Source organism: Actinoallomurus sp. NPDC050550, assembly GCF_040655075.1.
In the GTDB taxonomy this organism is placed as follows: domain Bacteria; phylum Actinomycetota; class Actinomycetes; order Streptosporangiales; family Streptosporangiaceae; genus Actinoallomurus.
In genome coordinates this window covers 1-20,978 of the sequence record NZ_JBFAJC010000064.1, presented here as the reverse complement: position 1 = coordinate 20,978, position 20,978 = coordinate 1, and the positions used below count along the sequence as shown (strand labels likewise).

The window sequence follows — 20,978 nt, the reverse complement described above, 5'->3', positions numbered from 1 at the left end:
CGGTCATGGAAGGATTCGGGCGGCGTGAGTTCCAGTTGGTTCTGCTACGACGCATGGCCGATTACCAGCCCGATCTCGTCGCCTCCGCGGTCCGCTCGCTGGACGCCTCGCGTACCGAGATGCGTCAGGTGAACGCCAGATGGCAACGCATCCGGCGATCATCGAGATTCCCCGGCGGTGAACGCCGACTTCGGTTGGTGCTCGGGCCGCCGGTGGGCGAAGGGGACCTGCGTATGGGTGAGGTGATCTGCCGTACGGCCCGGTGGACGCTTCCACTGTGGCCGAGCCTGCGGTTCGAAGCGCTGCTCGGACCCGAGGGGTCGGTCCTTCAGGAGTGGCTGATCCGGCCCGAGGCGGCCGTGGCACCGCGGCTGGATACGGTCGCGGACCTGGCCCCATGGTCATGCGTCGTGAACGACGTGGCCGAACAGTTCGCGCCGGTCCAGCACCAGGCCGAAACGATACCCAGCCGATGGCACGTGGCCTTCTCCGCACCCGATGGCGACGGTCGGCGCTCGTACGTGGCCCACTTCGTCTGGGGCCTGCTGCAGACCGTGGAAGAACTTCCCAGCGCAGACAATCACACGTCACACGCCTGACCGGTGGAAACGCTAGCGTGATCCGGTGCCTGAGCCACTCCTGGGCAGTGCGGCCATCCGGGTCGGTAGCCCGCCGAGGTGGCCGCACGTTCCAAGCGGTTGGCATCAGTGGACGATTCTCTCCACGATCCAGTCGACCAGTGGCTTGGTCACCTGGCTGTGCCCGGTGTTCTCGCTGTCGCACTTGAACTCGTCGAGCGCGCTTTTCACACCGTCCGCCTCGACGTTCTCGTACGGGTTGACGTCCCACTCGGCCGGGTCGTAGTCCAGCGCGACCGCGCTCACGGAGGGGACGAAGCAGCTGGACTTGTACGTCTCCGGGATGTCGGCCCCAAGTTCCTTGGCGATCTCGCCGAAGGAGTCCAGGGTGCCGCCGGGCGCGCCGTCGAGGCCGGGGACGTACGAGGTGAAGCCCCGCCGCACCTGGCCGGCGGCCCGCATCTCACCGATCGGCTTGCGCTCGCCGCCGTCGGGCTGGAAGTTCGCCTGGGCGTAGACGACCAGCGGTACCTGGTACTTGAACACCTCCACACCGGGCGGCAGGTCGCGGCCGGCACCGCTGCCGGTGCCGTTGGCCACGCCCAGCTTGTGCGGTCGCTTCGGGAACTGGCCGAGCTCGCGCATTTCACCCAGGAACTGCGTGCGCAGTTCGCTGGAGGTGGCGACGGGGCCTTCGTACTTCGCGTCCGGGATCCATGCGTACAGCAGTTGCTGCGCGGCGGGGCTCCTGATCAGCTCGGCCTTCTTGATCTTGCCGGGTCCGGTCGGCAGCGACTCGAAGAAGTAGGCCATCTGCTGGAGGACCAGCGGGATCCAGGCGCCGTTGTGTGGGGAGTCCCAGGAGAGGCAGGTCGCGGTCTGGTGGTCCTGGTTCTGCTTTTCCATCTCAGCGAGGGCGTAGCGGGTGATGATGCCGCCCATGCTGACCCCGCCGACGATCAGCTGCGCGTCGCCGCGTCGCCGTTGGATGGCCTCGTTGATGGCGCTGATCACCACGCCGGCGTTGGCCTGGATGTGAGTGTGCCGCTGCTCGAAGCCCACCAGGATGACATCGATGCCCGCAGCGAGCAGCTGGTCGAGGAAGCCGACCTCGCTGCCCGGGTAGGGCGCGTTGAAGTGGGCGAACAGCCCCGGCAGGTCACTAGGACCGTAGTTGAAGCCGTCCGCGAAGATGAACGGACGCTCCAGCTCGTCATGGCCGTCGGCGAGGTAGACCGCAGCCTCGCCGACGGCCATCTCCCGCCGGTACGGTCGGGCGGACCGCAGCGGCCAGGTCTGCTTCGGCTGCCGGTCGCCGGCGCGCGCCACGCCCGTCGGGGTGCCGAACCACGGCCCCGGCGGCAGATTCTTGGCGAACTCCGCCACTTTCTCCGCCGAGGAATTCTCCTCGGCCTGATTCCACGTCAGCTCGACGTCGATCCTGGCTTCCTGTGCCATGAGGACTGCTACCGCCTCTGTGTAGGTTTACGGGGCCGTCATAGCGCGCCGCGATTCACTGCGAAATGGCTGGCACTGCACGGAAGCTGTCATAGCTCCTCGCACATGACGAGCTCCGCTTCCCACCCCTCACAGTAACCGAATGTAGCGGCGCCATCACTTAGTGCCCTACGTTCGCGCGAGGAAACGGGACCGAATTTCTAGTCAGGGAAGGCGTGTAGGACAAATGCGGCTAGAGGCCACATGGACAAATATCAAGAGAGTTCATGAGGCACGTAGTGACAGGTGTTCTCCGCGGACTCACGGATGGTTCCAGAGCGCCCTGCTCGCCAGGCCGGGGCTCGGTGCCTGCTCCCGCGCACCCGGGGGTGATTGATCCATAGGTTCCGGGTTCAGCCGTAGTTGGGCGTGGGCGACGACGCCGTCCTCGCCCAGGTAGACCCGGACCTCCTGAAAGCCGAAGGCGTTTTTGAGCCAGTCGATCGCCGCGGAGGCGTCTTTGTAGCTGGTTGTGGCGGTGGTTGCTGCCGCCACGGTCACTCGGCACCCGCAGTAGTCACGGGCTGGCAGGGAGCGGACCCGGAGATCGGGCTTTCACGGTCCACTGCCGCGAGTCCATGCCGCCGATCGTACGATCTATCGCATGGACACGCATTGATCGCGGGCTTTCTGCCGATCTGGCTGTTGACGGCGGTCGGATACGTCACCGGCCGTACGCGGATCCTCGGCGACCAGGGCGAGATCGTGCTCGGGCGATTCGTCTTTCATGTCGCCATGCCGGCGGCGCTGTTCGCGATGCTGAGCACGACGAGTCTGGATCGGTTCTCCGGTTGGGCGATCGTGACGTTCGGCGCGGGCACCGCCCTGACCTGCCTGCTCGGTTTCGCGGCCGGCCGCTGGGTGTTCGGACGAGGCCTCGGCGACCAGGCGATCAGCGGGATGGCGGCCGGATACGTCAACTCGGCCAACCTCGGCATCCCGGTGGCGGTTCAGCTCCTCGGCAACACCTCGTTCATCGTCTCGGTGATGCTGTTCCAGGTCCTCGTGGTGACGCCGATAGTGCTGACGGTCATCGACGGCGGCACCCAGATCCGCGACTTCCTGCTGCTTCCGGCACGTAATCCGATCATCATCGCCTGCGTGCTCGGCGTGGTCGCGTCCGGGCACGTTCCGCAGCAGGTCCTGGGGCCATGCCGACTGCTCGGCGCGGCCGCCGTCCCGGCGGCGCTCGTCACCCTCGGCATGTCGCTGCACGGCCGTACGCCCGAGCCCGGGCCGCGTTCCCGTGGCGAACTGGCGGTCACGGTGGCGCTCAAGACTGTGGTTCAGCCTTGTGTCGCCTTCGTCCTCGGGCGGTACGCGATCCACCTGTCGCGGACCGACCTGCTGGCAGTCGTCACGTGCTCGGCGCTGCCCACCGCGCAGAACGCGTTCATCTACGCCCGCGAATACGGCCTGCGGACCGAGCTGGTCCGCAACACGATCGTCGCGTCGAGCGTGTTGTCCATGGGGTCGTTGCTGCTGACTACTTCCCTGCTGTCCGCTCATCGCTGAAATATGATGCGCATCACACTGTCTCCTGTGGAATCTTTGGCTGGACGACCAGCGCGGACCCTTGGGCTCTGGCGGCCGGTGGTCAGGTCGCGGAGGATGCAGGTGAGAGCGGTAAGGCGCGCGTGTTTCTGCGGCTTCTGGTAGCCCCCAGCTCGGTCTGCCGTCTCGGCGCGGTGATGCCCTGCTGGTCGCGGCCGGTGGCGCCGTCGGCCGGGCCATTCTGCTAGGCCTGTGAGGGGGTCGCGCGGCCTGCCGGGTCTGTATCGCTCGCCGGGCGGCGGCCCGCATCGATCACGAATGGCGGCTCATCGAACCGGCTGCCTCTGATCCCCGCGTCGCCCGGCCACGGCGTTCAGCCGCTCCCCCGGGCGCGTGAGGCCGGCCTCATAGGCCAGGATGACGGCCTGTACGCGGTCGCGGAGATCGAGCTTGCCGAGGATTCGCTTCATGTGGGTCTTGACCGTCGATTCCTCGACGACGAGCGTGTCGGCGATCTCGGTGTTGGACAGGCCATGAGCGACGAGTTCCAGGACCTCGCGCTCGCGCGGGGTCAGCGCCTGGAGCCGTCGCATGGCGCGCGGATCGCGTCTGGGCTGCTGGATCATGCGATCGATGACGGTGCGGGTGACCGACGGGGACAGCAGTGATTCACCACCGGCGACCGTGTGGATGGCCGCGATGAGCTGTTCTGGCCGGGTGCGTTTGAGAAGGAAACCGGTGGCACCGGCGGTGAGGGCTTCGTAGACGTAGTCTTCGTCTTCGAAGGTGGTCAGGATCAGGATGCGTGCCGCCGGCGCGGCCGCGATGATCTGCCGGGTGGCCGCGATGCCGTCGAGGCCGGGCATGCGTACGTCCATGAGGATGACGTCGGGAACGACCTGAGCGGCGGTCTGTACGGCCGCCCTGCCGTCGGCCGCCTCGGCGACCACGTCGATGGTCTCGTCGCTGGACAGCACCGCGCACAGTCCCGCACGCATCAGGTCGTCGTCATCCACGATCATTACGCTCAGCAGCGTCACGGTGTCTCCTGGCACCTCGGGAGCCTGGCGTGCAGCCGGAACGTGTCGTCGTCGGCACCCGCCTGCAGGATGCCGCCCAGCACGATGGCGCGTTCACGCATTCCGATGATCCCATGGCCGCCGGTGGCCGGCGGGGTGGCACGCGCGTCGGTCGGATTGGTGACCGTGATCTCGACCGCGTCCGGATCGAAGGCCAGAGTGACGTCGGCGCTGCCGGGACCGTGCCGCGCGGCGTTGGTCAGGGCCTCCTGGAGGATGCGATAGGCGGCCCAGGCGATGCTGCGAGGCAGGGGCTCACGCGATCCGCGGATGTCGGCAGCGATCGTGAGCCCGCTGGCGCGGTGCCCTTCCAGCAATTCGTCGAACGCGGCCGGCTCAGCGGGCGCGGGCGGCTCGACACCGTGGTCGTCGCGCAGGGCGAGGACGAGCCGGTCGATTTCGGTGATCGTGCTGCGGGCCACTTCTTCGATGGTGGTGATGGCCTGCCGGGATCGGTCGGGGTCACGGCCGTGGAGCAGCCGGGCGGCTCCGGCCTGGACGAGGATCACGTTGATGGCGTGCCCGGCGGAATCGTGCAGTTCGCGGGCGATTCGCGTGCGCTCCTCCGCTGCCGCCAGCCGAGCCTCCCGCTCGGCTTCGCGTTCGGTGCGCGCGGCTCGTTCCTCGAGCTCGGCCAGTTGCACTCGCCGGAACCGGGCGCGGTCGCCGGCGATCCACACGCCGACGAAGACCAGTCCCCAGCTGGCCATGGCGGGCACGATCACCTGCACGTCACGGTCACGGACGGCAAAGGAGGCGACCGTCCCCGGAATGAACAGGGCGGCGGCGGATACCACCAGCCACCGCCACCACCGACCGGGGGTGCCCGCGATCCACACGCCGACGAAGACCAGCGCCCAGCCGACCATCGCGGGCAGGGCATCCCGCACGCCGTCGCCGCGGGTGGCATAGGCGGCGGCCGTCGCCGGGATGAACACGGCGGCGGCGAACATCACCGCCCAGCGTCGCCATCGACTCGGGTCACTGCCGTAGGCCTCCGCGAGCGCGTATACCGCGAACAACTGCGCAACGGGCACGTCGAAGGAGTACCAGAGCAGTATCAGGGCCATGCTCGCGGCGCTGGTGAGCACGTACACCGTCAGGGGTGCGTATCGGCGTGCCACGAGCGGCAGTGCGGAACCGAACGCCAGCATGACGCCGACCGCGTCCAGACCGCGGGTGTGCGGACTGGGCGTCCCGAACCCCCGGACGGCGAGCAGCATCAGCGAGACGGCGAACGTCAGCGCGCTGATGCCCACGTCGATGGCGGCTTCCCGTCGTCTCACTCGCACAGCGTATTCCCGCGATCTTCTTCTTCCATCGCCCTTCGGTGGCATCGATCGTCCCCCCACGGGAGGACGCGCGGTTCGCCCCGCGGGGTGTGTCAGGCCGCTGGTCCGGAGACCTAGCGTCGCCGTGCGGTTGAACCTGATCTTCTTGGGAGGTAGCACGACGATGGCGGAAGCACAGCGAACCCTGCCCCACCCGCAGGCGGGTCTGTTCGAGAGACTCGCGGGATGGTCCCAGCGCCACCGATGGTGGGCGGTGACCGTATGGGTCATCGTTCTGGCAACTGTGACAGTCGGCTCACAGGCTGCGGGGAGTCGCTACCACAACGACTTCTCGCTGCCGGGAACGGAGTCGCAGCGGGTACTGGACACGCTCAAGGAACACGCGCCGATCCAGGCGGGCGCCACGGTCCAGATCGTACTTCAGGATCGGAACGGCATCTCGGCGCCGCGGACCCGCGCGCGCGTAGAGGCGATGCTGGCGGGTGTACGCGGCCTGCCGCATGTGTCCGATGTCCGCGGCCCGTACGGGCAGACCCAGGCAGTGTCACGGGACGGCACGATCGCGTACGCCACCGTCACCCTCGACGGGCAGGCGGAGCAGATCCCGGCCGTCGACGTCCGCCGGTTGATCGACGCGGCGCGGCACGCCGGCGGCGACGGTCTGCGGATCGAGCTGGGCGGCGACGCCGTTACCGTGGCCGAGGGCGGAGGCGGCAGCCCGGCCGAGGCCGTCGGCCTGCTCGCGGCGCTGATCATCCTCGTCCTGTTGTTCGGGTCCCTGCTGGCCGCCGGCCTGCCGATCGTGGTGGCCGTCTTCGCGGTCGGCAGCGCGACCGGCCTGCTCATCCTGGCGTCGCACGTGGTCAAAGTCGCCGACTTCACCACGTCGCTGATAGTCCTCGTCGGCCTGGGCGTGGGCATCGACTACGCGCTGTTGCTGTTCTCCCGATACCGCAGCGAACTGCTCGGTGGCGCGTCGCGAGAGCGTGCGCTACGCACCGCGCTGAAGACCGCGGGGCGCACCGTCTTCTTCGCCGGCTGTACCGTGATCATCGCGTTGATGGGCCTTGCCGTGCTGGGGCTGGGCTCGCTTCAGGGTGTCGCGGTCGCCGTCGCGTTGGCCGTGCTGGTCACCATGTTCGCCTCCCTGACGCTCCTGCCCGCGTTGCTGGCCATCGTGGGCGGGCGCATCGAGCGAGGTGTACGCCGGCGTGCCGAGCGCGGGCGACGCGCCGAGGGCGATGGATGGCGCCGATGGTCGGCGTCGGTCCAGAGGCGGCCGTGGCCGCTGGCTCTCATAGGCGTGGCCATGCTGCTCGCCCTCGCCGCGCCCGCGGTGGGGATGCGTCTCGGCGTCGCCGACGCCGGTAATGGAGCCGAGTCCACGACCAGCCGACAGGCGTACGACCTGCTCGCCGAGGGCTTCGGCCCCGGTTTCAACGGCCCGCTCGTCGTGGTCGTGGACGGCGACGCTCAGGCCGCCGGACGCGCGCAGCGAGCGCTCGCCGCGACGCCGGGAGTCGCGGCTGCCACCCCACCGCTGCCGTCCGGGGAGGGTCTCACCATCGTCATGGTCTATCCCTCCTCCAAGCCCCAGGCGGCCGGTACGCAGAAGCTGGTTACCCGGCTTCGCGGGGAGGTCCTGCCGCCGCTTGCGCATGACACCGGCGCGACCTTCTTGGTCGGCGGGCCGACAGCGGCCACTGAGGACTTCGCCGACGCCGTGTCGGCCCGGCTTCCGGTGTTCGTTCTGGTGGTGATCGGCCTGTCCATGCTGTTGCTGATGGCCGTCTTCCGATCGCTTCTCATCCCGCTCAAGGCCGCGGCGCTGAACCTGCTCAGCGTCGGCGCGTCGCTGGGTGTCATCACGATGGTCTTCCAGCACGGTGTGCTGGGCAGGCTGATCGGCGTCGAACCCGGGCCGGTCGAGGTGTACGTACCAGTGATGATCTTCGCGATCGCCTTCGGTCTGTCGATGGACTACGAGGTATTCCTGCTGTCGCGCATGCAGGAGGAGTGGGAACGCACCCACGACGCGCCGCACTCCGTACGGGAGGGGATCGCCACCACCGGCCGGATCGTGACCGCCGCTGCTGCGATCATGGTCGTCATCTTCGCATCCTTCATACTGGACCCGAACCGCTTGCTCAAACAGTTCGGGCTCGGCCTGGCCGCCGCCGTACTCCTCGACGCCCTCGTTATCCGCAGCCTCATCCTGCCCGCCGTCATGCAACTGTTCGGGACCCGCGCATGGTGGCTCCCCACCCGGCTGGATCGCCGGCTACCGCGCGTACGTCTCGAGCATCCAGAGACACCGGCCGAGCCCGCCGTGGCTGCCGGCGCCCGTGTCCCAGAAACGGAACGGACCGGATCGTGAAGACCTGGGTGCCGCGCCGTACGCCCGGGACCGTTGGCACGACCAAGGCGCCGCGCATCTCGTTGCTCCGTGTCGGGCCGGCAAGCTCATCGCCTGTCGAAACCCGGACCGAGCTGGTATCGCCCAGACGCGCGGTCGGGCACCCGGACAGGCAAGGTCAGCCCTTGGCGCAAGCCGGTCGTAGCGGAACAGATCTGCGGAAGGCGTTGGCGTCCCAAATGGCGTCGGCACTTCACGGCCTTCCGGCACGAGTACCACCGGCGCCCCGACGCGGTGCCCCGCGTGTCGACCCGGCGGCTGTCGCCATCGGGTCAGTGGGTGGCGGTGAGCAGTACGTACGGGCGGACGTGCGGATGCCGGGTCCGGTCCGCGTTCATGTCTTCCACGACGAGCGTTCTGTAGTCACCGCCGATGACTGCGCGATTACCACCGGCGGCGAACATGGGAAAGTCCTGCCGACCGGCGATCGCTCCGCTCCCGTCGAAGGTGAGGACCCGGGGACCATCGACCGCGCGGACCTGGCCGTTCACGACCGTGAGATATCGCAGTCGAGCGTCGTCGCTCTTGGCGCTGTACTGCCACAACCGTTTCCCGTCGGTGGCCCGATAAACGGTGCTCTGGCGAGCGTCCCGTGTGGTGCCGACCACCAGGCCGTCGCCTCCCGCCGCAACTACTTGTCCGGCAGGAAAGCGCCAGAGTGTCCGGGCCGTACGGGAATCGATGACCCGATAGCCGTAGGACTCCCCATTGTGGGTCCCGTTCTGCAGGAGGAGGTGGTCGCCCACCGGCTCAAGCGGACCGCCGGCGAAATGACCGAAGCCCGGTAGCGGCCTTCCGGAGGAGGCGTCGAGCAGCAGGCTGTAGGCGTCCTCGTAGTCCACCACCCACTGGCGGACCGCGCCGGGGGTGAGCTCGCAGCCGATGGCCAGGGACAGCGAGGCGCCCGCCGCTGCTCCCGACGGGTCGTTGAAGCCGCAATGCGCCGGCGCGGCCCAGGACCACAGGTGGCGGCCCGAGGAGGCGTCGTATGTGTCGACCCCGCGTCGCTGAATGACCGCGACGAGCGAGCGTCCGGCCTGGTTGGTGAACCCGACGGCTGTCTCGTCATCAGGTGCGATGTGATTGTTGTGCACGACGTGGGCCTGGGAACGGTCCGGCAGATCCGCGTGCCGGCGGCGGCCGGTGGCGACGTCGATGACGGTCAGCCGCCGGTCACTCCAGACGATTGCCGCGCGTCCGCCGTCGACTCTGCCGACCGCGTCCACCCGTGCCCGCCCTGGCCTGCTGATCGTCCACCAGGTCCGGCCCGTACGCAGGTCGACCGCTCGGGCACCGGCCCCGTGCCGCTCCACCAACGTGCCCGCGACCAGCACTGGATCGCTGGCGTCCCGGAACCGGTCGGCCCCTTGGGATGGCAAACCGCTCAGCGGCCGGGGAGGGGTTCCACGCGCACCCGAGAAGTACTCCCAGGGGCTGAACCACCAGATACCGAGCACGGCCAGGACGGATGCGGCTACCAGGGCGGGCAGGCCCGTCGTCAGCCACGGGCTGCGGCGCCGCAGTAGAGAGTCTGCTCGCTCGTGTTCCGATGCCCGCTGCGGTCGTCGCGGCGCGGCTGCCAGATCGCCGGCGTCGTCCATTTCTTCACCGCACCTTGCGCTATGCCACCTAAAGTCGGCAGATCCCAGGATTCCCTCGTGTCCCCGCTGGGGCTTAACCGCGCGCTAGCCGCTTAGGTGGACCATGGCCGCGTAGAGCTGCTCTCCTGTCAGTGGAGGTTCCGGCAGTTCGTGTCGGTTCGCGGCTCGGAACGCATCGATCATGAGATGCAGGTTGCGCCGCCAGGCTTGTGGCGCGGTGTGGCTGGTGGCCTCAATGATGCGGCCGTTGGCCCAGACCAGGGTGATGATGTCGGCCTCGGTGAGGTCCGGCCGCACGTCGCCCTGCTGCTGGGCGCGGTGCAGGATCTTCTCAATGAGGTGGTAGAGCCGGTCGTGCATTACCTCGGTGCGCTCGCTGGCCGGGAAGCGCATCGAGACCAAGTCGTTGAATCCGCGGTCGCCGGCCTGCATCCCGAACAGCGATTCGAGGAAGACGCAGAAGCCTTCCCAGGCATCGGCCATGGCCAGGGCGTGTTCGGCGCTCTCGACGAACGCCTGCAGCTTGGGTTCGAAGGCGGCGAGTAGCAGATCGACGCGTGTGGGGAAGTGCCGGTACAGCGTGCCGATCGCCAGGCCGACGTCGCGGGCGATCTGTTCCAGGGAGGCGTCGACGCCGTGCTCCGCGAACGCGGCCTGAGCGGCGGCGATGAAGCGCTCCCGGTTGCGCTGCGCATCACGACGCTGCGGTCTGGCCAGGGCGGCGGGCTCTTGGGCGGATGACGACATGATCCCAGGATATCGATGTGAGGCACCCCTCACATAATCGATGGTGAGGTGTGCCTCATGTTGGTGCTACAGTCGATTGACCGAACCTGAGCGGTGCCTCACGATACGGGTCCGCTCGACCGGCTGAATCGGGAAGGCGCCCATGAGCATCGGAGAACAAACCCAGATGACCGAACAAGATGCAACCAAGTCCGTGGAGCGGGAGAAGGTTCGCTTCACCAGCGGCGACACCGAGTGCGCCGCCTGGTATTACCCGGGCACCAACGGTGCCTGCGTGATCATGGCCGGGGGGTTCGCGGTACCCAAGGAGCCGGCCACCGACCTGTTCGCGAAGCGATTCAACGATGCCGGGTTCGCGGTCCTCGCCTTCGACTACCGCCGTCTTGGGGAGAGTGGTGGGGAGCCGCGCCTGGTCTTCCCTATGAGGGATCAGCTCGGGGACTGGCAGGCCGCGATCGACTTCGCAGGGACTCTGCCGGGAGTCGATCCGGCCAGGCTCGCGGTCTGGGCCTTCTCCGCCTCCGGTGGTCACGTCTTCCGCGTCGCGGCGCGTAACCCGCAGCTTGGCGCGGCGATCGCGCAGACACCGAACCCCGACGGTTCGGCCGCCGGCCGCAACGCCGTGCGTCATCAAAAGCCGCTCGCGATGCTGCGGTTCACCGGCAGGGGCCTTCTCGATGCCCTCGGCAGTCTCGTGGGGCGCCCTCCGCGGCTGGTGCCGCTTACGGGGAAACCGGGGACCGTCGTGATGCTCACGACACCGGACACCCTCGACGGTGATCGGGCACTGCGTTCGGACAGGTACCCGGACTGGACGCAGATGGTCGCTGCCCGTTCCGCGCTCCGCCTCACTCTCTACCGGCCCGGCCGCGACGTGTCCAAGGTGCGGTGCCCGCTGCTCGTCTTCGTCTGCGACCAGGATCAGGTATCGCCCGTCGAGCCATGCGTACGGGCGGCGAGCCGCGCTCCCCGCGGGGAGCTCGTCCGGATATCTGGCCGGCATTACGCCCCATTCCTGGAGAAGCACGAGCAGGCGGTCGAGGCCCAGCTGTCCTTCCTGCGCCGGCACCTGCTCGATCCTGCGCGAGTGGATCGCCCCGCGCACGCTGATCCCGCGCGGCACTGAGGCGCAGGAAGGTGAAAAAGATCGAGCTGTCCGCTGGGACGGTCGAATACGAGGACACCGGCGGCAGCGGGCCCACGCTCTTGTTGTTGCACGGGTTGATGATGGATGCCTCGCTGTGGGACGAACTGATCGCCGATCTGTCCGCCGATCACCGGTGCGTGGCACCGACGCTGCCGCTCGGGGCGCATCGTCACGCGATGCGCCCCGACGCGGACCTGTCGCTGCCCGGGATGGCTCGGCTGGTCGCGGAGTTCCTTAAGCGCCTCGACCTGAATGACGTCACCCTCGTCGGCAATGACACGGGCGGGGCGCTCGTCCAGTTGCTCATGTGCGAGGGGACCGCGCGCGTGGGACGGGTCGTGCTCGCCTCATGCGATGCGTTCGACAACTTCCCGCCAGGGCTGACAGGCAAGACGCTCGTGCTCACCGGCAAGCTCTCACCCCGGATGTTCGGGCTGTTCATGCAGCAGATGCGGCTCCGGCCGGTGCGGCGGCTCCCGATCGCGTTCGGATGGCTGACCAAACGAGGAGACGCCGCCACCGCCCGGTGGATGAAGCCGGTCATGACACAACCTGAGATCCGCCGCGACACAGTGCGGACACTGCGGGCGGCGGCCTCAGACGCCGACTTCCTGCTTGGCGCGGCCGAACGCCTGCCGGGCTTCGACCGCCCCGCCCTCGTGGTCTGGGCGAGCGAAGACCGCGTAATGCCACCCGAACACGGCCGCCGCCTCGCCGAACTCCTCCCGCAAGGACAACTGGTCGAAATAGACGACAGCTACACCCTCATCCCCCTGGACCAGCCGAAGAGACTCGCTCAGCTCATCCGGGACTTCACCCACGCATCCGGCACACCCGGAGAATGCTGATATGTCCTGGCCGCCCTGGTGGTTGATCCTCATGTGGGTCACCCTGGTTCCCATCGGGATCCGCATGCTCATTCACCCGACCAAGGGCTGGCGTCGCCCCAAGCAGGAATGGGCCGAGAACCATCCCGGCGACAGCTACAGCTCCGGCTGGCTCGCCCAGACGGAACTGCAGGCGCTCATCGGCCTCGGGCTCGTCGTGGTGTCTACCTTGGCCTGGGTGTTCAATGCCTACGACTCGGCGCACAAGGACCCGCCGTCATGGCCGAAGACACCGACTCAGATCGATTCCGCCGGCGCCGTCGCGGTCATGCCCGACTCCTACGAGCCGACCGGGAAGGGACTGCGTCTGATCTGGCACTCGTACGGCGACGGCACCAGGTGCCCGTTCGACCACGTGAAGGTCGACGAGACCGCCACACGGGTGATGGTCACCGTCTATGAGACCGCCGGGACCCCTGACGACTGCAATGAGGAAAGCACGACGAGCGGCCGGTGGGGAGACGGCGAAAGCCCGTACACCACCCGGCGTACCGATGTCTCGCTGCATGATCCGCTCGGCGGCCGCGCGGTCACGAACGGCGACGGGGACGCGATCCAGACCCTCGAACAGTCCCAGCGCAAGTGATCGTCCAGGGGCGGTACGGGTCGCTCCTCAGCAGGCGTTCTTCAGCGAGACGAAACGGTTACTTAGGAATTCTCGCAGGGCTTTTAATCCATAGGTTCTGGGTTCGAGTCTCAGGCGCCCTACCAGTCCTGACCTGGGATTTCGCCCGCCCGGGCAGAGCTTTGATCTTCCTGGTGGGGCCACGGTATGGCCGTGGTGGGGCCGGGTTCGGGCGCGTGTTTCACCGGCGGCTCGCGTGGCCTTGCCGTGTCAGGCCGGACCGGGGTGGTCGGGGTCGGCGGCGTAGCGGGCGGCGGCCTCGGCCGCCCTGCGGGCCAGTGCCTTGCGGAGGTCGAGCGGCGCGAGGACCTCGGCGTCGGTGCCGAACCCCAGAAGCACCTCCGCTGCGTGCAGGGAGGGGAAGCGCAGGTCGACCGGCACGCGTTCGGGTTGGGATTCGGTGTCGGGCAGGAGGCCGTCGGGAGGGGGCCCGGCCAGGTCGGCCTGGTGGATGCGCAGGAACTTGCCGAGGACCTCCCGCCGGACGCTGACCGTGACGAGCAGCGGTACGGGAATCTCGTCGATGTGGCGGCGCAGGCCGTCCCAGACGTCGGCCAGTTCCAGGCCGTCGCGGCGGCGGACGGGCTCGTCCAGGACGGCGGCGGACTGGGCGCGGTCGGCGCGGAAGAGCCGGGGTTGGCCGCGGTGGTCGGCGACCAGGTACCAGGTGCCGGCCTTGTTGACCAGCCCGTAGGGGTCGAGGGTGTAGGAGCGGACGCGGTTGTCGCGGCCGTGCCGGTAGCGCAGCCGCAGCCGCCGGTCGTTGAAGACCGCCTGCTGGAGCACCGCGAGATCGACGGTGGCCGGGCGAGCGGGGCCGCCGCGCCAGCGCACCGGGTCGATGAGGATCCGGCGGCTGGCCAGGTCGGCGTCGGGGCGGTGCGGGGCGGGCAGCGCGGCCATCAGCTTGCGCAGCGCGGAGCCGAGGGCCGGGCCCAGACCCAGCTCGGTGTGGGCGCGGTCGGACAGCAGCACGAACAGCGCGCGGGACTCATCGGTGGTCAGCCCGGTGACGTTGGTGCGGTAGCCGGGCAGCAGCGCGATGCCGCCGTGCGGGCCGCGCACGGTGTAGACCGGCACTCCGGCCGCCGACAGCGCCTCCACATCACGCATCACCGTACGGACCGACACCTCCAGGCGGTCGGCCAGCTCGCTCGCGGGCAGCTGCCCGTGGGTCTGCAGCAGCAGCATGATCGACAGCAGACGCTCCGCTCTCATGCCTCCCAAAATTACCTCGGTATATGACAGCACCTGACATATACCTCGGTGACGCTGCAGGTAGACGGGCCGCCCGCAGGGGGCGCTCCGCGGGTCCCCGGCCGTACAGGGGACAACGCACGAAAGGAACTTTGCTGTGACTGGAACGAACGGGCTCGCCCGGAAGGTCGCCGAGGACTTCGTCCGCGCGTGGACCAGCAAGGACGTCGACAAGGCCCTGAGCCTCCTCGCGGACGACGTCGTGTGCGAGGCGCCGACCGGCACGTTCGAGGGAGTGGAGGGCTACCGCGGATTCCTCGAGCCATTCGCGTCCTCGCTCATCAGCGCCACCGTCATCGACGTCCTGGGCAACGACACCCACGCGGCGACCGTGTACACCACCGACACCCCCTTCTTGAAGGACTTCCGCGGGATCGACCACATCACCGTCGAGAACGGCAAGATCACGCACGTGACCAGCGTCTTCGACCTGCTCCCGATGCACCAGGCCAAAGGCAACATCCAGCACTGACCCGGGCCTACGCCAGCGGGCCCGTACGCGGCGAACAGCAACAGCCTCCGAAAGGCGTGCGGACCTGCTCGGCCTCATCACAGGCGGCTGTCCGTGATCGCGCACCGTCTACCGCTGCGCCGGGCATCGCCGCCTGTGTTCGCCGTCACCCTGCTACATCTCAGAAGGAAAGCCGCTTCACAATGATCACCATCACCGCGGCCACCGGCCGCCTCGGCCGTCTTGTCATTGCAGAACTGCTGGAACGCGGTGTGCCCGCGGGCGAGATCGTCGCCGCCGTGCGCAGCCCCGAGAAGGCCGCCGACCTGGCCGAGCACGGCGTGCAGGTCCGCCACGCCGACTACGACCAGCCGGAGACGCTCCAGGCGGCCTTCGCCGGCACCGACAAACTCCTGCTGATCCCCTCCGCCGTCTACGGCCGGCGATTCCCCCAGATCAAGAACGCGGTGGAGGCCGCGGTCACCGCGCGCGTCCCGTTGGTCGCCTACGCCGGCTTCGTCAACGCTGCCACCAGCACCCTGCGGCTGGCCGACGAGCACAGGCAGGCCGAGGCGTGCATTCGCGAGTCCGGCCTGCCCTTCATCTTCCTGCGCAACGGCGCGTACATCGAGCTGTACTGCGGGGAACTCGGGGACCTGGCCCCGGCGCTGGAGTCCGGCGCGCTGATCGGCTCAGGCGGAAACGGCAAGATCTCCGGGGCCACCCGGCCCGACCTCGCGGCGGCCGCGGCGGTCATTCTGACCGGCGATGGCCTCGCGAACAAGGCGTATGAACTCGGCGGGGAGGCGTTCACGTTGACGGATCTGGCCGCCGAGATATCCGCGCAGTCCGGCAAGCCGCTCGTCTACCAAGACCTGCCGGTCGAGGAGTACGCCGAGGCGCTCACTGCCCGGGGTGTGCCCAAGCCGTTTGCCGACCTGCTGGCCGACACGAGCCTCGCCATCACCCGCGGCGACTGGTACACCGACAGCACTGAGCTGCAGCAGCTCATCGGCCGGCCGACCACGCCCCTCGCGAACGTCGTCACCGCCGCGCTCAAGACCCTCTGAGGCGCGGCCGCACCAGGGGGATCCTCCGGTGCGCCCCACGGTGCGTGGCCCACCGCACATCCAGACACCGGCTGTTCGAGCATCCCTCCAGGGGCTGCCTGCCAGCCCCTGGAGGGATGTCGTGCAGCGGCAGCGGGCATGGCCGATCGACGGGCCGCACCGCTTTGTCCGATCCCCGCGACCCGATCATCTTCAGGAGCACCCTCACATGCGCAGGATTCAGTACCACCGATACGGCGGCCCGGAGATCATGCGGCTCGAGGAGTTCGAGCTGCCGTCGCCCCAGGCAGATGAGATAGCCGTCGCGGTCAAGGCGGCCTCGGTGAACCCGATCGACTGGAAGCTTCGCCAGGGCCAGCTGAAGGTCTTGACCGGCCGGTCCTTCCCTCGCGCGATGGGCTCGGACTTCGCCGGCGTGGTCCGCGCGGTCGGCCCCGGAATCACGCAGTTCAAGCCCGGCGATGAGGACTTCGGCATCGCACGCCTGAAGGAGAGCGGCGCCTACGCCGAAGCGGTCATCACCCGCGAGTCCTACCTCGCGCTTAAGCCGGCCGAGCTGTCGTTCGAGCAGGCGGCCGCTCTTGCGACCGTTGCCGTCATGGCCTGGAACGGCCTGGTCGAACGCGCCCGGCTCCATCGCGGCCAGCGCGTCTTCGTCAACGGCTGCACCGGCGGTATCGGGCAAGCCGTCGTCCAGGTCGCCCGCATGCGCGGCGCCGACATCGCCGGCAGTTGCAGCGCAGCCTCGGCATCCCGGGCCCGCGAACTCGGCGTGGCCGCGGTCTACGACTACGCCACCTCCGACCTGTCCGGGCTACGAGGCGTCTTCGACGTCGTCTACGACACCTCCGGCGCCCTGCCGGTCAAGACCGCCATGCGCATGCTGAACACCACCGGCGTCTTCCTCGACATCAACGCCACACCCGCCAAGTTCCTGCATTCGGCGTTCAACCGCCGCCACAAGATCTTCAACTGCACGCCGACCACGCAGACCCTCACTGAGGTCGCCCGCGCGGCCGTCGACGGAAGCCTCCGGATGCCGATCGGCGAGACCGTCACCCTCGACTCCGCCATCGATCTGATCACCGACCTGGAGAAAGGCCGCAAGATCGGCGGCAAGGGACTCATCCTCATCGACGCGACCCCGTGAGCGGGCGGTGAACGCCGCCGCCCGGCCGCCTATGCCTCCATCGGGCATCACCGGTAGCCCGGCAGGACAAGCGATCAGCGGGGCCTTCCACCCCTTCGAAGAGGGCTTCTTTCCAATGATCAGCGGCGCGACGCTGCGGCCGACCGCGACCGCTTCCTCTCCTGCGGCGCGGACACTCCGTACCAGCCCCGTGCTCACAACCAGGCCATGGGCTGCCGCCACTACACCGGGGGACGAGACAGCATGACAGACCACACCCTGCACGTACGGGACGGGAAGATCTACTTCCCTGAACCGTTGTCACCGGCGATCATCGTCCGGCGGCCCAACCGCTTCATCATCGATGTCGACGTCGACGGCACCGTCGTCGGCTGCCACTGCCCGACCACCGGCCGCATCGGCAATCTCGTCCTGGACGGCCTCCCCTGCCTGCTGTCCCGTAGCCACAGCAGCTCCCGCAAGACGCCCTACACCGTCGAGGCCGTCACCGTCGACGCACCCGACGACCCCGCCGAACCATCGTGGATCGGGATCAGCCAGAACGCGGCCAACCGCTACGTCGAACAGGCGCTACGCAGCCGGCTCCTGCCCGGCATCGTCACCACCGACAGCCTCCGCCGCGAGCAGGTCCTTGGACAGTCACGGCTGGACTTCCTCGCCAACGACGACACCTACATCGAGGTCAAAACCCCGCTGGACAACCTCCAGGTCACCCTCGGAGACCATGCCCGGACCCGGCCGCACACCCCGCTGGATTCGACCGACCGCATGGTCCGGCACATCGGCGAACTAGGACGCAGCCTCGCCGCGCACCAGCGCGCGATCTTGCTGGTCTGCTTCCTCTACGACAATCCCGGCTTCCAGGTCCTCAAGAGCAGCCGGCACAACTGGGTCAAAGCCCAGGTCGCCGAGGCCCTGCACCAGGGAGTCGAAATCTGGCAGGTCAACTTCCAACTGGACACGACCGGCGTACGCGTACTCAGCCACCACGAACTCACCCGGCAATTCCAGGATTGAGACAACCTGTGACAGCCGTCGACTAGGTCGTCCGTGAAGTAATTTGGCCCATGCCCCACGCCATCTGGCGTCCTGCTGAGGCGCCTTCCAGGCAGGATGGCCGCGCAGCTTCGTCCCTCGTTGTGCGGGGTCCGGCCTCAGGAGCGAACATCTCACGCAAGCATGTAGCTCGGCGGGCCTGTCACCGGCGACGGTCACCCGGCTGACCCAGCAGTGGCAGGCCGACCACCAGGCGTTCGGGGAGCGCGATCTGTCCGGCACCGACTACGTCTACGTATGGGCCGACGGCATCCACCTGCGCATACCCTCGTTGAACGGCCGTGGGCAACCGCGGCATGAATAGGGTGGCGGCCCTGCCTCGACGTTCGAGATCATCCGATCATGTCGGATGGCGCGCCAGGACAGAACCTTCCGGTCGGCTTCGAGTTCCGGCCGTACCGCGGCGACGAGGACCACGGCGCCATGGCCGCGGTGCGGCTAGGTTGTGCTGAACGAGACCGGGTCGATGCCCATTCGGTCGTGGAAGGGCTCCCGACAGCGGCCGAGATCGCCGAAGCCTCTGCCAAGCTGCCGGAGCCGTCCAAGAACCAGATCCTGGTGTTGCACGACAGGAGCGTCGTCGGCTACTCGACGATCCGGTGGTGGCAAGAGCGGGACGACACGTGGCTATACCTGCACCGCGGCTACCTCTTGCCCGAGCATCGCCGCCAGGGCATCGGCTCAGCCATGCTGAGCTGGGCCGAAGAGCGCATCCGCCAACTCGTCGAACAGCATGGAACAGCACGGACGGCGGTAATCGGCGCGAACGCCATGGCCTCCGAGCAGGACGCCACCGCGCTACTGCGCGCAGCCGGCTACCGACGTGTCTTCAGCCTGGTCGAGCTGGAGCTGGGCGATCTGCAGCAGTTGCCCGAGCGGGGCAGCGAACTGCCAGCCGGGATACGGACGGGACCGATCAGGACAAGCCACTACCGTGCAGCCTGGAGGACGGTCGTCGATTCGTATGCGGACCGCGGTTTCACTCAGAAATGGCCTTTCCAGGACTTCATCGACACCGCCGACCCGGCGTGCTGGAGGGCTGCGTGGAACGGGCAGGACCTGGTCGGCGTCGCCCTCTGCTCCATCCGCCGCCACGACCACACCGTGGGCGAGGTCGAAGAGCTGAGCGTCCGGACGGACCAGCGACGCCTCGGAATCGGCCGGACCCTGTTGCTGGACGGGCTGCGAAGCCTTCGCGATAAGGGTGCAACGACCGCCCGGCTGTTCACCGGCACGACAAATCCGCACCGGTCCTACGATCTATACGAGAGCGCAGGGTTCCGACGGCAGAACGAGTACGTCCGTTACCGCAAGCCGCTTGCTTGATCGACCCGTCATTGGTGATTGGATTTGGCCGATCAGCGAGGGCCTGTTGGGGACGTTCATCGCGGCTTGTGTTGCGTTTCGGGTGGCCGGGCGTGATGGGGTTCACTCGGTTCGGCCGACGGCTGATCCGTGTTAAATCTCGTGTACCGATCGGTGCGTTCTGACTTCCCAGGCGGGCCGCTGGAGCTCGTCGTTGTTCACGACGATGTCGGCGTGGTCGGTCGGGCGGTCCTGAGCGAAGTAGAGCTGTTGAGAGGGGATGTAGCGGTCGCGCCAGGACCGCTCGATCTCGGTTGTTTCGGCGGTGAGTCCGGCCAGTGCTGTGCCTCGGGTCTGGGCGCGATCCAACGTCCGATCGAACGTGACGGCCATGAAGATGCTCAGGTCCCACCGGTCGAGCAGCTCCGGGCGTAGGAGGAAGACACCGTCGAAGAGCAGCACAGCGTCCGCGGGGGCCGTGGCGATCGGGAGGGACAGTGTGGTGTCCGTTTCCCGGTGGTAGACCGCTGTCTGGAACCTTCGATCTCCGTCCGGGCCCAGCGGGTCGAGCAGCACCCGGCGTATCGCGTCGTGGTCGTGGGCGTCGAAGTAGCAGCCTTCGGCCGAGTACTGGCCGCGTCGATAGCGCTGGGCGCGGGGGAACAGGAAGTCATCGATCGTCGCGCGGATGACGTCGCGGCCCTGTGCACGGAGGAGGACGGCGAGTTCGTCGGCCAGCGTGGTCTTGCCTGCGGCGGGCGGCCCGTCGATGGCGACTCTTAGCGGGTGTGGGGTCGTGGCGGATCCGATCTCCGCGGTCAGTCGGCCGAGGAGATCGTCGCGGGTGCCGTGTTGCATCGTCTGTCCCCTTGTCTGTTGCCTACCGCACTGCAGTGTATCGATTCGATATATCGAGACGATACGTGTAGTGGATGCTCTTGCGTAAGGTGTCCCGCCTTCCGCTCGGGGTCGGCGCTCATGATCGCTTCGACGTGGTCGACGAGTCCGTCGACGAGGGCGGCGATTGCGGCTTCGCTCATCGGCTCCTGCCTCGGTCGGTGCTGTGGCTGCGCCCGGGCGGCGTCGCACTGCTTCTGGGCCTCGGTGATACGTCCAGCGACGACCGCCGGGTCAACGCTCTCGTCCAGAGCTTCCAGGACAGCTCGGTACCGTACGAGCTTGCGCTCGCATTCGGCGATGGTCTGCTCCGCCAGGGCGGTGACAGCGTCCTTAGTACTACAGTGAGCTTTTCGGTTTAGATCGTGATGTGGTTGTGGTGGAGCCAGCGTTTCCAGTGATGGCTACTGCGGGCGCGGGTTTGGTGGG

The 20,978-nt window shown here is 68.0% G+C and carries 20 protein-coding genes and 1 pseudogene; 13 read left to right on the top strand and 8 right to left on the bottom strand.

What is annotated here, in order from left to right; all coding sequences use genetic code 11:
• Positions 1-53 precede the first annotated feature (53 nt).
• Entirely contained in the window at positions 54-599 is a 546-nt protein-coding gene (locus tag AB0I04_RS47005) for a hypothetical protein (RefSeq protein ID WP_360900492.1), read from the top strand.
• A gap of 105 nt (positions 600-704) precedes the next feature.
• On the opposite strand, the gene AB0I04_RS47000 is transcribed toward AB0I04_RS47005, so the two are convergent.
• Both AB0I04_RS47000 and AB0I04_RS46995 read right to left on the bottom strand, forming a co-directional pair.
• Complete coding sequence (locus AB0I04_RS47000) at positions 705-2,036, bottom strand: hypothetical protein (protein WP_360900489.1); 1,332 nt, start codon at positions 2,034-2,036, stop codon at positions 705-707.
• Positions 2,037-2,336: 300 nt separating this feature from the next.
• Entirely contained in the window at positions 2,337-2,570 is a 234-nt protein-coding gene (locus AB0I04_RS46995; RefSeq protein ID WP_360900486.1) for a hypothetical protein, read from the bottom strand.
• 120 nt (positions 2,571-2,690) lie between these two features.
• Here AB0I04_RS46995 and AB0I04_RS46990 point away from each other — a divergent pair, with 120 nt between their 5' ends.
• Entirely contained in the window at positions 2,691-3,590 is a 900-nt protein-coding gene (locus AB0I04_RS46990; protein ID WP_360900483.1) for an AEC family transporter, read from the top strand.
• A 305-nt stretch (positions 3,591-3,895) separates the two neighbouring features.
• Here the strand turns inward: AB0I04_RS46990 and AB0I04_RS46985 are convergent, their stop codons facing one another.
• Positions 3,896-4,609: a response regulator transcription factor gene (locus AB0I04_RS46985; protein WP_360900481.1), complete on the bottom strand. Its 714-nt coding sequence runs from the start codon at positions 4,607-4,609 to the stop codon at positions 3,896-3,898.
• Entirely contained in the window at positions 4,606-5,934 is a 1,329-nt protein-coding gene (locus AB0I04_RS46980; protein WP_360900478.1) for a histidine kinase, read from the bottom strand. Before AB0I04_RS46980 ends, AB0I04_RS46985 begins: the two co-directional genes overlap by 4 nt.
• 169 nt (positions 5,935-6,103) lie before the next feature.
• Here AB0I04_RS46980 and AB0I04_RS46975 point away from each other — a divergent pair, with 169 nt between their 5' ends.
• A complete protein-coding gene (locus AB0I04_RS46975) occupies positions 6,104-8,317 on the top strand; it encodes an MMPL family transporter (protein ID WP_360900475.1) in 2,214 nt (737 codons plus the stop codon).
• Between the two features lie 311 nt (positions 8,318-8,628).
• Here AB0I04_RS46975 and AB0I04_RS46970 read toward each other — a convergent pair whose 3' ends face one another.
• Entirely contained in the window at positions 8,629-9,957 is a 1,329-nt protein-coding gene (locus tag AB0I04_RS46970) for a PQQ-binding-like beta-propeller repeat protein (RefSeq protein ID WP_360900472.1), read from the bottom strand.
• Positions 9,958-10,041: 84 nt separating this feature from the next.
• Entirely contained in the window at positions 10,042-10,704 is a 663-nt protein-coding gene (locus AB0I04_RS46965; RefSeq protein WP_360900469.1) for a helix-turn-helix domain-containing protein, read from the bottom strand.
• Positions 10,705-10,870: 166 nt separating this feature from the next.
• On the opposite strand from AB0I04_RS46965, the gene AB0I04_RS46960 reads away from it, so the two are divergent.
• Genes AB0I04_RS46960 through AB0I04_RS46950 form a run of 3 tightly spaced genes read left to right on the top strand, consistent with a single transcriptional unit; the run spans position 10,871 to position 13,324 of the window.
• Entirely contained in the window at positions 10,871-11,830 is a 960-nt protein-coding gene (locus AB0I04_RS46960; RefSeq protein WP_360900466.1) for an alpha/beta hydrolase, read from the top strand.
• Between the two features lie 11 nt (positions 11,831-11,841).
• Positions 11,842-12,699, top strand: a complete 858-nt coding sequence (locus tag AB0I04_RS46955; protein WP_360900463.1) for an alpha/beta hydrolase — start codon at positions 11,842-11,844, stop codon at positions 12,697-12,699.
• 1 nt (position 12,700) lies between these two features.
• Positions 12,701-13,324: a hypothetical protein gene (locus tag AB0I04_RS46950; RefSeq protein WP_360900460.1), complete on the top strand. Its 624-nt coding sequence runs from the start codon at positions 12,701-12,703 to the stop codon at positions 13,322-13,324.
• Between the two features lie 249 nt (positions 13,325-13,573).
• Here AB0I04_RS46950 and AB0I04_RS46945 read toward each other — a convergent pair whose 3' ends face one another.
• The gene (locus tag AB0I04_RS46945; RefSeq protein WP_360900457.1) at positions 13,574-14,581 is read right to left on the bottom strand and encodes a YafY family protein; all 1,008 of its coding nucleotides are present in this window, start codon (positions 14,579-14,581) and stop codon (positions 13,574-13,576) included.
• 136 nt (positions 14,582-14,717) lie between these two features.
• On the opposite strand from AB0I04_RS46945, the gene AB0I04_RS46940 reads away from it, so the two are divergent.
• The 6 genes and pseudogenes from AB0I04_RS46940 to AB0I04_RS46915 all read left to right on the top strand — a co-directional run bounded on the left by AB0I04_RS46940 (position 14,718) and on the right by AB0I04_RS46915 (position 19,673).
• Entirely contained in the window at positions 14,718-15,092 is a 375-nt protein-coding gene (locus tag AB0I04_RS46940) for a nuclear transport factor 2 family protein (protein WP_360900454.1), read from the top strand.
• Positions 15,093-15,274: 182 nt separating this feature from the next.
• Positions 15,275-16,141 (top strand): SDR family oxidoreductase, encoded by an 867-nt coding sequence (locus AB0I04_RS46935; RefSeq protein ID WP_360900451.1) that lies wholly within the window; start codon positions 15,275-15,277, stop codon positions 16,139-16,141.
• A gap of 208 nt (positions 16,142-16,349) precedes the next feature.
• Positions 16,350-17,291, top strand: coding sequence for an NAD(P)-dependent alcohol dehydrogenase (locus AB0I04_RS46930; protein ID WP_360900448.1), 942 nt, complete (start codon positions 16,350-16,352; stop codon positions 17,289-17,291).
• Between the two features lie 243 nt (positions 17,292-17,534).
• Positions 17,535-18,308 (top strand): DNA/RNA nuclease SfsA, encoded by a 774-nt coding sequence (locus tag AB0I04_RS46925; protein ID WP_360900445.1) that lies wholly within the window; start codon positions 17,535-17,537, stop codon positions 18,306-18,308.
• Between the two features lie 157 nt (positions 18,309-18,465).
• Positions 18,466-18,612 (top strand): annotated as a pseudogene (locus AB0I04_RS46920) (transposase); the annotation flags it as partial.
• A 77-nt stretch (positions 18,613-18,689) separates the two neighbouring features.
• Positions 18,690-19,673, top strand: coding sequence for a GNAT family N-acetyltransferase (locus tag AB0I04_RS46915; protein ID WP_360900442.1), 984 nt, complete (start codon positions 18,690-18,692; stop codon positions 19,671-19,673).
• 132 nt (positions 19,674-19,805) lie between these two features.
• On the opposite strand, the gene AB0I04_RS46910 is transcribed toward AB0I04_RS46915, so the two are convergent.
• Positions 19,806-20,510 carry a cytidylate kinase family protein gene (locus AB0I04_RS46910; protein WP_360900439.1) on the bottom strand — a complete coding sequence of 235 codons (705 nt, stop codon included), beginning with the start codon at positions 20,508-20,510 and terminating at the stop codon, positions 19,806-19,808.
• A 74-nt stretch (positions 20,511-20,584) separates the two neighbouring features.
• Between AB0I04_RS46910 and AB0I04_RS46905 the strand changes: the two genes are divergently transcribed.
• The gene (locus tag AB0I04_RS46905) at positions 20,585-20,911 is read left to right on the top strand and encodes a hypothetical protein (protein WP_360900436.1); all 327 of its coding nucleotides are present in this window, start codon (positions 20,585-20,587) and stop codon (positions 20,909-20,911) included.
• Positions 20,912-20,978: the final 67 nt, after the last annotated feature.